The organism is Pseudomonas sp. Con_6 (assembly GCF_059379395.1).
Window position 1 is genome coordinate 5,106,771 of record NZ_CM182011.1, and the last position, 14,890, is coordinate 5,121,660.

13 protein-coding genes are annotated in these 14,890 nt (G+C 64.9%); all 13 read right to left on the bottom strand.

Annotation, left to right across the window (positions count from 1 at the left end):
- Positions 1-15: 15 nt before the first annotated feature.
- The 13 genes from AC5QPF_RS22725 to rfbF all read right to left on the bottom strand — a co-directional run bounded on the left by AC5QPF_RS22725 (position 16) and on the right by rfbF (position 14,796).
- Positions 16-942, bottom strand: a complete 927-nt coding sequence (locus AC5QPF_RS22725) for a 3-oxoacyl-[acyl-carrier-protein] synthase III C-terminal domain-containing protein (protein ID WP_494959989.1) — start codon at positions 940-942, stop codon at positions 16-18.
- Between the two features lie 245 nt (positions 943-1,187).
- Entirely contained in the window at positions 1,188-2,240 is a 1,053-nt protein-coding gene (pseI, locus tag AC5QPF_RS22730; protein ID WP_494959990.1) for a pseudaminic acid synthase, read from the bottom strand.
- Positions 2,227-3,303: a UDP-2,4-diacetamido-2,4,6-trideoxy-beta-L-altropyranose hydrolase gene (gene pseG, locus AC5QPF_RS22735; protein ID WP_494959991.1), complete on the bottom strand. Its 1,077-nt coding sequence runs from the start codon at positions 3,301-3,303 to the stop codon at positions 2,227-2,229. The genes pseI and pseG overlap by 14 nt, the downstream gene beginning before the upstream one ends.
- A complete protein-coding gene (gene pseF / locus AC5QPF_RS22740) occupies positions 3,300-4,013 on the bottom strand; it encodes a pseudaminic acid cytidylyltransferase (RefSeq protein ID WP_494959992.1) in 714 nt (237 codons plus the stop codon). Before pseF ends, pseG begins: the two co-directional genes overlap by 4 nt.
- Positions 4,010-5,212: a UDP-4-amino-4,6-dideoxy-N-acetyl-beta-L-altrosamine transaminase gene (gene pseC / locus AC5QPF_RS22745; RefSeq protein ID WP_494964233.1), complete on the bottom strand. Its 1,203-nt coding sequence runs from the start codon at positions 5,210-5,212 to the stop codon at positions 4,010-4,012. The genes pseF and pseC overlap by 4 nt, the downstream gene beginning before the upstream one ends.
- 282 nt (positions 5,213-5,494) lie before the next feature.
- Positions 5,495-8,404 carry a TIGR00180 family glycosyltransferase gene (locus AC5QPF_RS22750; protein WP_494959993.1) on the bottom strand — a complete coding sequence of 970 codons (2,910 nt, stop codon included), beginning with the start codon at positions 8,402-8,404 and terminating at the stop codon, positions 5,495-5,497.
- Between the two features lie 105 nt (positions 8,405-8,509).
- On the bottom strand, positions 8,510-9,241 hold the full coding sequence (locus tag AC5QPF_RS22755; RefSeq protein WP_494959994.1) for a CmcI family methyltransferase: 732 nt from the start codon (positions 9,239-9,241) through the stop codon (positions 8,510-8,512).
- A 20-nt stretch (positions 9,242-9,261) separates the two neighbouring features.
- Positions 9,262-10,335, bottom strand: coding sequence for a methyltransferase domain-containing protein (locus AC5QPF_RS22760; RefSeq protein ID WP_494959995.1), 1,074 nt, complete (start codon positions 10,333-10,335; stop codon positions 9,262-9,264).
- Positions 10,325-11,182, bottom strand: coding sequence for an NAD-dependent epimerase/dehydratase family protein (locus AC5QPF_RS22765; protein WP_494959996.1), 858 nt, complete (start codon positions 11,180-11,182; stop codon positions 10,325-10,327). The genes AC5QPF_RS22760 and AC5QPF_RS22765 overlap by 11 nt, the downstream gene beginning before the upstream one ends.
- Positions 11,182-12,405, bottom strand: coding sequence for a methyltransferase domain-containing protein (locus tag AC5QPF_RS22770; RefSeq protein WP_494959997.1), 1,224 nt, complete (start codon positions 12,403-12,405; stop codon positions 11,182-11,184). The genes AC5QPF_RS22765 and AC5QPF_RS22770 overlap by 1 nt, the downstream gene beginning before the upstream one ends.
- Complete coding sequence (locus AC5QPF_RS22775) at positions 12,402-12,962, bottom strand: dTDP-4-dehydrorhamnose 3,5-epimerase family protein (protein ID WP_494959998.1); 561 nt, start codon at positions 12,960-12,962, stop codon at positions 12,402-12,404. Before AC5QPF_RS22775 ends, AC5QPF_RS22770 begins: the two co-directional genes overlap by 4 nt.
- On the bottom strand, positions 12,959-14,041 hold the full coding sequence (gene rfbG, locus AC5QPF_RS22780; RefSeq protein ID WP_494959999.1) for a CDP-glucose 4,6-dehydratase: 1,083 nt from the start codon (positions 14,039-14,041) through the stop codon (positions 12,959-12,961). Before rfbG ends, AC5QPF_RS22775 begins: the two co-directional genes overlap by 4 nt.
- Positions 14,023-14,796 (bottom strand): glucose-1-phosphate cytidylyltransferase, encoded by a 774-nt coding sequence (rfbF, locus tag AC5QPF_RS22785; RefSeq protein WP_494960000.1) that lies wholly within the window; start codon positions 14,794-14,796, stop codon positions 14,023-14,025. Before rfbF ends, rfbG begins: the two co-directional genes overlap by 19 nt.
- Between the last annotated feature and the right edge of the window lie 94 nt (positions 14,797-14,890).

Consider the following 14,890-nt stretch of genomic DNA (forward strand, 5'->3'; position numbering starts at 1 on the left):
GGGAACCGCTTCAGGTCACGAACGATGAAGAATCGCCGACCCCCAGGACAGCCCTACCCCGAAACCACTGACCGCAACCCGCTTCCAGGTAGTGTCCAGCGCATGTTTCTCCAGCAGCAGCGGAATGCTCGACGACACGGTATTGCCGGTCTCGACCATGTCCTTGACGAACTTCTCCGGCTTGTCTTCGAAGCGCCGCGCCACGGCATCGACAATGGCCGCGCTGCCCTGGTGGATGCAGAAGGCATCGATATCGTCGGCGGACAACTGCGATTGCTCGAGCAACTCGTGCAGGTGCGCCGGCACCTTGAGCAAGGCGAAGTTGAACACCTGACGGCCGTTCATGAAGAACACGCCATCGGTCACCTTCAGGTGCGCGGCACCGGAACCGTCGGTGCCGAACGCCGACTTGCCCAGAGCCCAGACCGGGTCCTCGCCCATCCAGGTGGCGGTGGCGGCGTCGCCGAAGAGCATGGTGGTGTTGCGGTCTTCCGGGTCGACGATCTTCGAATACGGATCGGCGGTGATCAGCAGACCGTTCTTCAGGCCGGTGGCTTCCATGAAGCCCTTCAGCGCGTAGATACCGTAGACATAACCGGAGCAGCCCAGGGAAATGTCGAAAGCGGCGACATGGGTTGGCAGACCGAGTTTGTCCTGGACGATCGCGGCGGTGTGGGGCAAGCCTTCAGCGTCACCGTTCTGGGTGACCACGATCACCGCGTCGATGGCCTCGCGCGACAGCGCGGGATTGGAGGCGAACAGCGCGTTGGCCGCTTCGACGCACAGGTCCGAGGTTTCCTGCTCGTCGCTCTTGCGTGGCAGGAAGGCCGAGCCGATCTTGCCGAGGATGAAGTCTTCGTCCTTGCCGAACTTGGCGCCTTGGGCGTAGTTGTCCACGCCGGCGGCAGGCACGTAGCTCGCAATGCTTTTGATGCCAATCATCATGGCTTCCCGATAAAAAAGGGCTGAATATCACCGCTCGCATGATTCGAGGGGCGCCAGTAACTAGGAATTCCCGCCGCCCGCTGGACTGGACGGCAGTGGCAATGACGGTGACACGGCCGTCACTCCCATTAACGATAGAGACACAGATGTCCGTTCTGACCGATAGGTCACGGATTTTCACAGACAATGGCATATTTTCCTAGGCGCGCCCACTCGGAGGGCGCACCAGGGCGACCGGCACCCTATTCGACGAGGGACCAGTCCAGCGCCGTTCCGCGCTTCAGCGGCTGCCGGGCCTTGCGCCCGAGAAGGGAATCGAGATGTTTGGGCGCCAGGCCCAGCCCCGGACGGATGGCCCGCACGTTGCGAGTGTCGAACACCTCGCCGGCAGCCATGTCACGGACCACGTAGAGCGAGCGACGGAAGCGCTTCGAAGCCTGCTCGGCCTGACTCGCGCCGTAGTTGACCTGCCCCAGAGCCAGCCAGGCGCGCTCGGTTTCCTGCACCAATCCGAGCATTTCAGAAGGCTCCAGGGAAAATGCAGCATCCACGCCACCTTCATTGCGATCCAGAGTGAAGTGCTTTTCCACGACGCTGGCACCCAACGCCACCGCAGCTACCGCGCCACCAACCCCGAGGGTGTGATCCGACAGACCGACCTCGCAACCGAACAACTCGCGCAGATGCGGAATGGTCCGCACGTTGCTGTTTTCCGGACTCGCCGGATAGGTGCTGGTGCATTTGAGCAGGACAAGGTCGCGACAACCGGCCGCACGGGCGGCACGCACGGTTTCGTCCAGTTCGGCAATGCTGGCCATGCCAGTGGAAATGATCATCGGCTTGCCGGTAGCCGCCACCTTGCGGATCAAAGGCAGGTCCGTGTTTTCGAAGCTGGCGATCTTGTAGGCCGGCACCTCGAGGCTTTCGAGGAAGTCCACGGCGGTCTCATCGAACGGGGTGGAAAAAGCCAGCATGCCCAGCTCACGGGCGCGGCGGAAAATCGGCTCGTGCCATTCCCAGGGCGTATAGGCCTTCTGGTACAGCTCATACAAGGATGACCCCGCCCACAGGCTCTTGGGATCCTCGATGAAGAACTCACCGTGCTTCAGATCCAGCGTCATGGTGTCGGCGGTGTAAGTCTGCAGTTTCAGCGCATGGGCCCCGGCTTTCGCCGCAGCCTCGACGATCTGTAGCGCACGCTCCAGCGACTGGTTGTGGTTGCCGCTCATCTCGGCGATCACCAGCGGTGCGACCTCGGTGCCTACACGACGGTGACCGATATCAAAACTGCTCATCTTGCGAATCCTTCAATACCTGTTCGAAATGGCACTCAGCCTGTGAATAACCTGCATCGCTGAACAGTGCCGCCGCCACGCGCCGCGCGCCCAGGGCATCCACCAGTTGCCGACTGCATGCGGCAAATTGTTGACGCAACGGCGCATTGCTCAATAGCCCGGCGATGGCCTGGCGCAGCGCCTCCACCGTGACCTGCTCCGCGCCCCCCAGATAGAGATGGACGCCAGCGCGGGCCAGGGCCTGCGCATTGGCCACCTGGTTGTCGGCAACGCTGACGCACAGACTGGGCAAGCCCAGGGCAGCACGTTCCCAGGTGGTCCCGCCACCGGCCCCCACAAACAGCGTGGCGGCCGCCATACGTTCGGCCAGATCGTCGACGAAAGGCAGCAATTGCCAGCCGGGATGCGCCTCCACCAGGGCGCGCAAGCACGCCTGGTCCGGGCTGGACTGCCCCGCGATGCACTGGACCACGACCGGCTCGTTGCCGACCAGGGCCTGGAGGGTCTTCAGGGTCATGCCCGCCTGGTCGAAACCACCGAAGCTGACCAGCACGCGCCGGGCGGTAGCGGCCGCCGCCTCGGGTTCGCGGCGAAACTCCGGGCGCAACAAGGCGTAGCGAGGCCCGGCGAGCAGACGACAGGTTGCGGGAACCCGCGCCTGGTAGAGCGCCGCGCTGGCGGTGAAGTTCTGGTCCAGCAGCAGGTCGCAGGCGTGGTTACGATCAGCCAGATCGTCGATCACCATGAGTCGCCGCGCCCATTGTCGTGCTGCGGTTTCCCAGTCGGCATCGAGCTGATAGTGGTCGACGATGATCCAGTCGAAGAAAGCATCCTCCGGCAAAACCGCCCGCAGCGCGGTTATCTCGTCCGGCGTATCGGCCGACAGGGCGAAGACCGCATGTCCCGCCGCCGCAATGCGGGTCATCTGATGCCCGGCGATGTCACGACAGGCAAAACTGACCTTCGCCCCACAAGTCTTGAGTTCCGCCGCCAGGGTCAGGCAGCGGGCCACATGGCCGATACCCAGCGAACAGCCGGCATCCACGCGAAACAGCAGGTTCAATCGTCCAGTTCCCCGGCAGCGTGCAACACGCTGTACAGGTATTCGGCCCGCACCCAGTCGTCCTCGGTATCGATGTCCTGGACCAGATGCCGCGGCACCATCACCGGCAGGCTGCGTTCGGAGAACAGTGGCTCACCGCGCACCCAGGCGGCACTGCGCCCCCAGTAGAACTGTGCGGCATCCTGATAGGCATGGGGCAGATCCTGCGAGCGGGTGTCGCGGTACTGCGGGTACAGGGGCGTCAAGGCGCCATCGTCGGTCAAGGTCAGGGCCCGTTGCACCGGGAAGCCGGCGCTACACACGGAAAACGCGTAGTCCTTGTGCGGATGTGCCACCAGGGTTTCGAAACCGGCCCGCAGGTAGCGCTTTTGCAGCAACGGCGCGGTCGCGTAGATGCAACACGCCAGCTCGGCCCAGTAGCCCTGCTCTTCCAGGGCCTGCAAGGCATGCACGATGACCGCGAGCGTACTGGCATGGTCATCGGCCAGCGTAGCCGGACGCATGAACGGCACCTCGGCGCCCAACTCCCGGGCCGTTGCCGCGATCAGCGGATCATCGGTACTGACCACCACGCGATCGAACAGGCCGCAACCCAGTGCGGCACGGATCGAGTAGGCCATGATCGGCTCGCCCTTGAACGGCTTGCGGTTCTTGCCGGGAATCCGCTTGCTGTCGCCACGGGCCGGAATGATCGCTACCGCGCCGCTCATGCCTGTTGCTCCAACAGCTCGGCGAACACAGCTACCACCCTGTCCTGCTGTGCTTCGCCGAGATCCGGATACAACGGCAGGGTGATCGCCTGGCGGTAATAACGCTCCGCCTCGGGGAAGTCACCGTCGGCGAAACCGAGATCACGGTAGTAGGGCTGCAGGTGAATGGGGATGTAGTGCAGGTTGACGTTGATGCCCGCCGCGCGCATGCCGTCGAACACGGCACGATGCCGACCTTCGAGCGACGCGTGCAGGCGCACCACGTAGAGGTGCCAGGCAGAATGCGCCCCCGACTGCGCCGTCGGCAACTGCAGCGGCAGGTCGGCCAGCAGACGCTCATAGCGCGCCGCCAGTTGGCGACGGCGATCGAGGAATTCATCGAGCCGACGCAACTGCGACAAGCCAAGGGCCGCCTGGATATCGCACATCCGATAATTGAATCCCAGCTCGGTCTGCTGGTAGTACCAGCCGCCATGGCTGGCTTCGCTCATTTGCGCCGGGTCACGGGTGATGCCGTGACTGCGCAGGCCGCGCAGGTGCCGGGCCAGCTCGGGATCGTTGCACAGAACCATGCCACCCTCGCCACTGGTGATGATCTTCACCGGGTGAAAGCTGAACACGGTCATGTCGGCGTAGCGACCACAACCTACCGGTTCGCCAGCATAGTCGGCGCCAAAGGCATGGGCTGCATCCTCGATCACACGAAAACCGTATTCGTGGGCCAGACGGGCGATCTCGACCATGTCGCAACTCTGTCCGGAGAAGGCCACTGCCACCAGCACCTTGGGCAGACGTCCGGTGCTGCGGGCCCGCTCCAGCTTGCGCGCCAAGGCATGCACGTCCAGGTTCCAGGTCTGCGGATCGATATCGACGAAATCCACGCTAGCACCGCAGTAGCGGGCGCAGTTGGCCGAAGCGACAAAACTGTTGGGACTGGTCCACAACCAGTCGCCAGCACCCAGGCCGGCAGCCAGGCAAGCCAGGTGCAGGCCAGCGGTGGCATTGCTCACCGCAACCGCGTGCGTGGCGTGGCAACGCTCGGCGACCGCCAGTTCGAAACGCTCGAGCGTTGGACCTTGGGTCAACCAGTCGGAACGCAGCACCTCGACGACGGCATCGATATCGGCCTGATCGACGCTCTGTCGACCATAGGGAACAGTGCCGGATTCCGGCGACACCGACCTCTCGGCCAGCGGCATCCGGCTCACGGTCGCCGACGGCAATGGTGCCGCCAGGCCGCCGGCCAGTTCCACCGGCGCGCCGGACAGCGTGCGACCGAACGCGCCGATCACGCTGGAAGTAAAGAGGGACTTGTCGTCGAACATGCCGGAATCCTGGCTTGATTGCCGGCCCTTCGGGAAAAGGCCGGCAACCGTAACTCGCAGTGGGCGGGGGCCGGAAAACCAACGTTTTTCTGACCACCACCCTGTTTACCCAAGCCCGAAGCAAGAGTCAGGCCAGTCCCTGGCCCTGTCGCTGGTTCAGCCGACCAGGGCTCTCCAGTCGAACGCAGCGCTGCGCGGTTCGAGGCTGCGACCATGGGCCGCGCTCGACCACAACGACGACCACTTGTCGCGCAAGGCGGCGAGCGCGACTGCGTCGTCCGACAGCCGCCCCGGATGGACCACCTGAACCTGCGGCGTCCACACGGTCAACAGGCCGGCGTCGGCGACTTTCAGACACAGGTCGACATCAGCATGACTGGCAGCGAAAGCCTCCTCGTCCAGTCCACCGAGGGCACGGAACACCTCGCCGCGGACCATCAGGCAGACACCCGAGACCGCCGGGTAGTTCTGCTCCACCGCAGCCTGCCCGAGGTAGCCGGTGTCGTCCTTGCCCAGGCCGACATGGGCCGCCACCACACCGTTGGCGCCGAGCATCAGGCCGCCTTGGGTGACCGTACCCTCCGCGTCCACCAGCTTTGCCCCGACCACGCCGACTTCCGGGCGCTGGGCCTGGTTGAGCAGCAGTTCCAGCCAGTTGGCGTTGACGATTTCCGCCTCGGCGTCCAGCAGGACCAGATAGTCGCCCGTGGCTTCGGCGCTGGCGGCATTGACCAGGGCGGCAGGGCTCAGGCGCTGCGGGCTCTGCAGGACGCGCACGCGACCGCCGAGCTTCTGCAGTTGCTCCAGCCATTGCAGGTGCTGCGGTGACTGGCTGGCGTTATCGACGATCAGCACCTCGTAGCGCGTGTAGCGGGTGCGCTGGAGAATGCTTTCCAGACAACGCTGCAGGGCGTCCTGGTTTTCCTCGCTGCGCAGAATGATCGACACCTGCGGACGCTCCAGGTGACGGTAGTCGATGCGCAAGCCACCCTGCTGCGCCGAGCTGACCTGAGCCTTGTAGCCGCGAGCGGACAGGTGCCGGGCCAGGGCCAGACGGGCGTGTTCGTTGTGTACGGCCTCCGGCGCGCGGCTGATCAGCAGCGGCTCGTCGAGGTGCGCCAGACCGTTCAGGCCGCCCTTCTCGATCAGCCGCAAAAGCAGGTCGTATTCCAGCGCGTCGCTGAACTCACCGGCATAACCACCCGCCTCGACCAGCACCTCGCGACGCACCAGCCAGTGGCGCGCCATCAGTCCCGGCAGGCTCTGCAGCAGGTCCAGGTTGATCCCTGGTCGCAGGACTTCACGCCAGGCGCCCGCCAGAACCTGGATCTCATCCACCGCCACCGCACGGCAGTCCGGTGCGTCGAGCAGTTCCAGGCCGGCGCGCACGAGGCCGGTGCTGGTGAATTCGTCGCCGGCCTCGGCCAGCATCACCCAGTCGCAGTCCATCTGGCGGGCGACCTGGTTGAGCTTGTCGACGTAGTCGTCCTTGCTCACGCGGACGAAGTGCAGGGTCTGTTGCAGGCTGGTCGTCGCCGGCAGCGCACCGTTGGTGAAGACCACGACGCGGAAGGCGCGGCTGACACCGCCGAGCAGGCTGTCGAAGGTGGCTTGCAGCTTGGCCTCGTCGTGCTCCAGGTTGAGCAGAAGGACACCGATCTGCGGACCACCCTGATGCTGATCGAGATGCTTGGTAATGGCCGCGCGGCTGGCCTCGTCAGGCTGGCGTGCGTCCAGCCAGTCAAGCAGGCGGCCGGAAGGTTGCGCAGCCAGCAGCGCGCGGCCGCCATCGCTTTGCACCGCTTCCAGACGTCGGGCCCACTCACGCAGTTTGCCCGCCTCTTCCGTCTCACCGTCGTCCTGCAGCAGGTCGGCCAGACGCTTGACCACAGTGAGGTTGTAGGGTGCTGCCTGCAGCGCTTCGCGAGCACGGGCGATCTGACTGAGGGCATTGTCATTGACCTGTACCGCGAGCAGACGCTCCTGTTTCAACCAGATCGCCTCCAGTTCCTCCAGTTGCACACGGCCGGCCGGCATGGCGTGCAGGTGAAACTCGATTTCGTCGAGGCGATCGAAGAAGGCCTTGTTGTAGAACGGCAATTCTACGTACTGGGTGGGCAGGAATCCCCGCTTCGCGGGAACACCAGGGCCCTGGACCAGGGAGTAGAAGAGTTGCTCGATGGTCAGCGAACGCTTTTGCGCCAGGCCTTCGTACATCGTCGCGAAACTCTGCCGGACGAACGCCCGCAGCTCTTCGCCCTCGCCCTTGAGCGGCGTGTCCAGGCCCGCCAGGACATCGGTGAACGCCTCGCGGCTGGCCACCGACTCAGGGTCCGGCAAGGCCAGTGCGTAGGTCACTTCGGTCTTGTGCTCGGAGGCGCCGTAGTTGGCTTCGCGCACCACGTAGGGAATCGGCAGCATGCGCGCCTTGGCGCTGGCCAGGAGGAAGTACACATGGCTGACCTCCAGCCATTCGAAGCGCATGTTCGCGGGGATCTGCCGGGCCCAGTCCTGCAGCAGCGCGGTGCGGGTCACCGCGTAGAACGGCGGGATATAAGCGTAGAGGTAATCGAGCACGCGCTGGCGCGGATCGTCGCTGGCGAAGTCTTCCTGCTCGAGCTTCTTGTCACGGCGGTAATAGTTGGTATGCCGTCCGGTGGCCAGGTACATCAGGTTGTACCCGTGGCACATGCCGTAATCAGGATTGGCGTCAAGGAACGCCAGCGACTCGACGATGGCATCGGGCAGGACGAAGTCGTCGTCGGCCACCAGGGCCATGTACGGGGTCTGCACCAGGCCGAGGCCGTGGGTGATCTTGGCCTGGAAGCCCATGTAGTCGAACTGCGGCAGGTGATGGTAGTCGACATTCGGGAAGCGACTGGCGATGTCCTCGGCGGGCTGCAGCGAGGAATCCAACACCAGGATCCGGCCCTGGAAATCCTTGTAGTACTGCAGGGAGCGGCGCAGGAACGAGGGGCGTTTGTGGGTCAGCAGGACCAGGGTGAACTGGTCGTGCAGGGAGGAAATGAGCATGGCGGTACCTGACTCGAAATCAGTGGTGGTCATTCGGGCCTCATCGCGGGCAACGCCCGCTCCCACAGGTTTTGTGTCCGACACGGACAATGTGGGAGCGGGCGTTGCCCGCGATGAGGCCATCAAGTGAACGCAGGATCAGCGCACCCGGCGCAGGTAGCCATCCGGGGCGACACTGATCAGCAGCTTGTCCTGCATCTGTTGGTCGATCTCGAAATCGCTGTTTTCCTTGAGGTACTCCCAGACTGCGGTCTTCGGGTTGTCGCCCGGACCCCATGGACGGTCGGGGAAGAACTCCGGCGGCATGTCCTCGACCACGGTGTCCATCACCACGCAATAGCTGTCCACGGCCACCAGCGGCGCGTAGGCACGCAGCTCTTCGAGGACGTGTTCGTGGGTGTGATTGGAGTCCAGCACGAGGATGACCTTCTTGCCCTCGGCCAGCGCGCGAACCTGGGCGACGATCGCCGGATCGATGCTCGACCCTTCGATCATCGAGATGCGCTTGGCCATCTGATGGGTTTCGATGGCTTCGCGGTTGTGCGGGCGGATGTCCAGGTCGATGCCCAGCACCTCGCCGTGGCCTTGCAGTTCCAGCAGCGAGGCGTAGTAGATGATCGAACCGCCGTGGGCGATGCCGCACTCGATGATCAGGTCCGGCTTGACCCGCCAGATGATCTCCTGCATCGCCAGCATGTCCTGGGGCAGCTGGATGATCGGCCGGCCCATCCAGGAGAAGTGGTAGCTGTACTTGTGCTTGGCCGACTCGTTGAAGAAGTCCCGGGCCAGGCCCTTGAGCTGCTCGTCTGCGCCCTGGGCTTTGATACCGGCAGCGCATTCGGCTTCGAAGGCTTTGATAACGTCGGTCATGGTGCTGTCTCTCTGGGAAGTCATTGAAATGCGACGCTGTCGACGGCGTGATAGGTAAAGCGGTCGGCGGTCATGCGACGGATTTCATCGAGGTAGTTGGAATTCATCACGAACAGGTTGGCGCCATCGGGCAAGGCGGCCATGGCCTCCTCCGGCGACGACACCCGTGCGCCGCTGAGTGGCAGGTAACGGCCCTGCTTGGCCGGGTTGATATCGACCACCTGGTCGACCGCCACACCGGCGCGCTGCAGGAACAGCGAATAGATCACGCCCTTGGACGAGGCCCCCCAGATCGCCGAGCCCTTGCCGGCGTCGCGACGGACAATCGCCACCGCGCGCGCAAGGCTGGCGCTGAAGTCGACCGGCAGGTGCAGCGGTGCGACGCCGGCCGCGTCGGGGCGGCGCAGGCTGGCCAGGTCGGCGACCACGTACAGGTACTGCTCGCCGAACAGCCGCCCGGCCTCCAGCACGCGGCCGAACAGACTCTTCAGGTCGCAGAGGCGGAAGTAGTTGACGTGCTCGTAGAACAGGTCGAACCAGGCCTTGTGCTCGATGATCCAGTCCAGGCACGGTACTTCGATGTAGATCAGACCGCGGTTGCCGTTGGCGCGGGCGATCTCGTGGAGGAAGCTCACCGGGTCCTGGATATGTTCCAGCACATGGCGCAGGACAATGGCTTCGGCGCGCAGGTCCAGCTCAGGGGTGAATGGCGCCTTGATAACCTCGGCATTGCTGCCCTCATAGGCCGGGTCGATGCCGGTCACCGCGTAGCCGCGCTCGCGCAGCAACTCAAGGAAATACCCTTTGCCGCAGCCTACTTCGATCAGGCTGCGACCCTTGAAATGCCGGGCGACGATGGCCTCGACATCGTTCAGGTGACGCTGGAACTGGCCGGAATGGGCCTGCTCGTTCTGGTAGTCACTGTCGTAGCTGAGCTTGTCGGCATCGAAGGCGTCGTTGAACACCAGGCCGGTGCCCAGGTCCTGCACCAGGCGCATGTCGGCACTGGCACTGGCGCGAGCGCTGGCGGCATCGGCGAAAGTGCGGTTCTGCAGCACCGGCAGGTCGCTGGCGCGGTACAACTCATGCTTCATGTTCTGCTCCCAGCAAGGCCCGCAGAAGGCGGGCATCGCCCCAGAAAGCCATGGGCTCGTGCGTCGGATAAGGGTAATGCCCAAGATTCAGGGCGATCCGCGAATCCCGCGCGGCGCAGTGACGTTCCACCAGGCTACGTACCGATATCGGCCGGCCACTGCAAACGTTGACCACACCGCTGAAATCGCGCTGCTGGAGCAGATCGGCCAGGTACGCGGCTGCCGTTTCGATCGGCAGGAAATCACGCAACTGTTCGCCGCCGGACATGTCGAAGTGCGCCTGGCCGGCATCGATCGCCCGGTCCAGCGCGGCCAGCAGACTGTTGGGGTTTTGCCCCGCGCCATGCAGGTAGAACAGCCGCGCCCATTGCAGGGCGAACGGCAACTGCTGGCGCAGGCTGGCGAGGAACAGGTGCAGGCTGTGCTTGGCCAAGCCATAGGCGTTGGCCGGCCGGCACTCGACTGCCTCGTCCAGTGGGCCGCTTTGCAGACCGTATTCAAAGCAGGTGCCGGTGACCTGCACCTGCCCCACGCCGGCCTCGACCGCGCGCTTGATGAAGGCGTAGTCGGCCATCAGGTTGCGTTCGAAGTGGAACAGGCCCTGGTAGTTGGGCAAACCCGGCCAGGCCAGGTGAACAAGGGCATCGACGCCGTCGCACAAGGCGGCGACATCGGTGTCCGGACTATGGATATCGGCGCCGACGAACTCGACCTGGTCGAACCACGGCAAGGCACGCGCAGGTTCCTCGCGGCGCGCCACGGCGCGCACCTGACAACCCCGGGCCAACAAGGCGGCGACCAGGTGCTGCCCAACAAAACCGCTGGCGCCGGTGAGCAATACCTTCATCACAGGACGGTCAGCTCCGGCACGGCGATGACGAAGCGGCCGCCCCACTCACGCACCAGCGCCTGTTGCTCGCTGACTTCCTTGAGCAGGTTCCACGGCAGCACCAGCACATAATCCGGCTGCTCGATGGCCAGGCGCTCCGGCGCCACCACCGGGATACGGCTACCCGGGAGGAACTTGCCCTGCTTGTGCGGGTTGGCGTCGGCGACCCAGGCTAGCAGATCGCCCCGTACCCCGGCGTAGTTGAGCAGGGTGTTGCCCTTGGCTGCGGCGCCATAGCCCACCACGCGCTTGCCCTCGGCCTTGGCCTGGAGCAGGAAGCGCAGCAACTGGTGCTTGATGCGTTCGGCGGCCGGGGCCAGGGTCGAATAGAAGTCCGCGCTGCTCACACCGACCTTGTCCTCGATCTCCAGCAGCCCCTGCACCGCCGGCAACACGTCCTGCGGACCACCTGCGCGCTGCACGAAGACCCGCAGCGAGCCACCGTGGGTCGGCAGTTCCTGGACGTCAAAGATCTCCAGGCCGTTGCGCTGGCACAGGGTGCGTACCGCGGTCAGCGACAGGTACGAATAGTGCTCGTGGTACAGGGTGTCGAACTGGTGCTCGGCCATCAGGCTGAGCAGGTGCGGAAACTCGAAGGTAGCAACGCCCGCCGGCTTGAGCAGGGTGGCAAAACCGCGGAGGAAATCGTTGATGTCCGGGACATGGGCGAGAACGTTGTTGGCTGCCATCAGGTCGGCGGCCCAGCCCTCCTCCACCAGCGCCCGGGCGCTGCCCTCGCCGAAGAACACCTCGCGAATCTCCAGGCCTTTTTCCCGCGCCGCCTGGGCGGTGCTGCGAGTCGGCTCGACACCCAGGCACGGGATGCCGCGGGCGGCCACGTACTGCAGCAGGTAACCGTCGTTGGCGGCGATTTCCACCACCCGGCTCTGCCCGTCCAGGCCGAAGCGCGCGCTCATGTCCTCGACGTACTGGCGGGCATGCGCCAGCCAGGAACTGGAGTAGGAGCTGAAATAGGCGTAGTCGGCATCGAACAGCGCGTCGGCGCGGGTGTAGTCCTCGGTCTGCACCAGCCAGCACTGCTGGCACACGCCGACTTTCAGCGGTACCCAGGCCTCGGCCTGGGCCAGTTGCTCGGCGCGCAGGTAAGCGTTGGAAGGCGGCGCGGTGCCGAGGTCGATCAAGGGCAGGTTCAGCGCTGCGCCACAGCCACGGCAATTCATGCAGGCACTCCGGTAAAAAGGTGATCCAGCCAGGGATGGGCTTCATCCCGGGCCGACAGATTCTTGACAGGCAGCGGCCAGGCGATCGCCAGGCGCGGGTCGTGCACCGACAGCCCGCCTTCGCGGACCGGGGCGTAGTCGGCGCTGTGCAGGTAGAGCAACTCGGCTTCCTCGCCAAGCACCTGGAAGCCATGGGCGAAACCGGCCGGGATCAGGAGGCTGCGTCCGTCGTCCGCTTCGAGGCGTTCGGCATGCCACTGCAGGAAGGTCGGCGAGCCCTGGCGCAAGTCCACCGCCACGTCCCACACCGCGCCGCGCAGACAGGTGATCAGCTTGGCTTCCGGCTGCTCGCCTTGCTGGTAGTGCAGGCCGCGTACCGAGCCTTCGCCGAGGGTCCGCGAATGGTTGATCTGGCGGATATGGAACGGCGTGCCCAAGCCCTCCAGGCTGCCTTCGCAGAACAGCCGGGAAAACTGGCCGCGGGCGTCGCCATGGCGCTTGTGCTCGACGCTGAACAGGCCGGCGAGCGGCAAGGCGTGCAGATGCAGGTCGCTCACGACAGCTCCGCGTACAGGTTGAGCTGGTCGAGGGTCACGGCGCGCAGATCGTCGCCGCGCTTCCATGCCAGGTGCCATTGCAGGGTGTGCTCCAGGCACTCGCGCAGCGACCAGCGCGTACGCCAGCCGAGCAATTGCCGGGCGCGGCCGCTGTCCAGGCGCAGCACGCCGGCTTCATGCAGCTCGCTCGGCTCGACGCGGATGCCCGGCGAGTCCGGCCACTGCCGCGACAGGTGGGCGACCACTTCGCCGACGCTGCACATGTCGCCTTCGTTAGGGCCGAAGTTCCATGCCCCGGAGAAGGCCGGGCCCTCGGTGTACAGGCGGTGGGCCAGCAGCAGGTAGCCCGCCAGGGGCTCCAGGGCGTGCTGCCAGGGGCGGACCGCCTGTGGATAACGCAGGGTGACCGGATGCCCGGCATCCCAGGCCTTGAGTACGTCGGGAATCAGGCGTTCGGCAGCGAAGTCGCCACCGCCAAGGACGTTGCCGGCGCGCGCGGTGGCCAGGGCCAGGCCATGCTCGGCATGTTTCTCCGGGGCGAAGAACGACGCCGTGTAGGACTGCGCCAGCAGCTCGCAGCAGGCCTTGCTGCTGCTGTACGGATCGTGGCCGCCGAGGGCTTCGTTCTCGCGATAGGGCCATGGCCATTCCTGGTTGGCGTAGACCTTGTCGGTAGTGACCAGCACCACCGAGCGCACGCCGCCAACCTGGCGGATCGCTTCGAGCAGGTTGAGAGTACCCATGACGTTGCTGGAATAGGTGCCCAGCGGATCACGGTAGGCTTCGCGCACCAGCGGCTGCGCCGCCAGGTGCAGGACGATTTCCGGCTGCGCCTCGGCTACCGCTTCGAGCAGCGCGCCGAGGTCGCGCAGGTCGCCGCGTATATCACGGATCTCGCGGCCGACCTGGGCCAACTCGTAGAGGTTCGGTCCTTCCAGCGGATCGAGGGCGAAGCCGGTGACTTCGGCGCCCAGTTCACGCAGCCACAGCGCCAGCCAGCTGCCCTTGAAGCCGGTGTGGCCGGTCAGCAGGACGCGCTTGCCCTGCCAGAATTCGGCGTTCAGGCCCACTGTTTCCATGGGGCCTCCCCGCTCTGCCACAGATGTTCCAGGTGGTTCTTGTCGCGCAGGGTGTCCATCGGATGCCAGAAGCCATCGTGCTGGAACGCCTGCAACTGGTCTTCGGCGGCCAGTTGTGCGAGGGGCTCGGACTCCCAGGACGTCTGGTCATCGGCGATGTAGGGCAGCACCTTCGGCGAGAGGACGAAGAAGCCGCCGTTGATCCAGCCGCCGTCGCCACGGGGTTTCTCGATGAAGCCACTGACCCGGTCGCCGTCGCGCTCCAGGGCGCCGTAGCGTCCGGGCGGCTGTACGGCGGTGACGGTGGCGAGCTTGCCGTGCTGCAGATGGAAGTCCACCAGGGCACCGATGTTCAGGTCGCAGACGCCGTCACCGTAGGTGAAACAGAAGGCCTTCTCGTCTTCCAGGTAGCGTGCGGCGCGGCGCAGGCGGCCGCCGGTCATGGTTTCCTCGCCGGTGTCGACCAGGGTCACGCGCCATGGCTCGCTGTAGTTCTGGTGCACGTCCATGCGGTTGGCGCGCATGTCGAAGGTGACGTCGGAGGTGTGCAGGAAGTAGTTGGCGAAGAAGTCCTTGATCGCATAGCCCTTGTAGCCGAGGCAGATCACGAAGTCATGGATGCCGTGGGCCGAGTACTGCTTCATGATGTGCCAGAGAATTGGCTTCCCGCCGATCTCGATCATTGGCTTGGGCTTGAGGTGCGACTCTTCGCTGATGCGAGTGCCCAGTCCACCGGCCAGTATTACTGCCTTCATGTCCTTCCCTCTCGTACGTCACAGGGCCCGCGCGGGGCGGGCCGTCCTGATAAATCGCGCAGGTGCGGGATTTATGGCGATGGGAGGGGGACTT

Bases quoted from the DNA above. Each gene is read 5' to 3' on its own strand.
- AC5QPF_RS22760 (WP_494959995.1), bottom strand. From the start codon at position 10,335: ATGAAGCATGAGTTGTACCGCGCCAGCGACCTGCCGGTGCTGCAGAAC.
- AC5QPF_RS22750 (WP_494959993.1), bottom strand. From the start codon at position 8,404: ATGACCACCACTGATTTCGAGTCAGGTACCGCCATGCTCATTTCCTCC.
- AC5QPF_RS22755 (WP_494959994.1), bottom strand. From the start codon at position 9,241: ATGACCGACGTTATCAAAGCCTTCGAAGCCGAATGCGCTGCCGGTATC.
- rfbF (WP_494960000.1), bottom strand. From the start codon at position 14,796: ATGAAGGCAGTAATACTGGCCGGTGGACTGGGCACTCGCATCAGCGAA.
- rfbG (WP_494959999.1), bottom strand. From the start codon at position 14,041: ATGGAAACAGTGGGCCTGAACGCCGAATTCTGGCAGGGCAAGCGCGTC.
- pseF (WP_494959992.1), bottom strand. From the start codon at position 4,013: ATGAGCGGCGCGGTAGCGATCATTCCGGCCCGTGGCGACAGCAAGCGG.
- AC5QPF_RS22765 (WP_494959996.1), bottom strand. From the start codon at position 11,182: ATGAAGGTATTGCTCACCGGCGCCAGCGGTTTTGTTGGGCAGCACCTG.
- pseI (WP_494959990.1), bottom strand. From the start codon at position 2,240: ATGAGCAGTTTTGATATCGGTCACCGTCGTGTAGGCACCGAGGTCGCA.
- pseC (WP_494964233.1), bottom strand. From the start codon at position 5,212: ATGCCGCTGGCCGAGAGGTCGGTGTCGCCGGAATCCGGCACTGTTCCC.
- AC5QPF_RS22770 (WP_494959997.1), bottom strand. From the start codon at position 12,405: ATGAATTGCCGTGGCTGTGGCGCAGCGCTGAACCTGCCCTTGATCGAC.
- AC5QPF_RS22725 (WP_494959989.1), bottom strand. From the start codon at position 942: ATGATTGGCATCAAAAGCATTGCGAGCTACGTGCCTGCCGCCGGCGTG.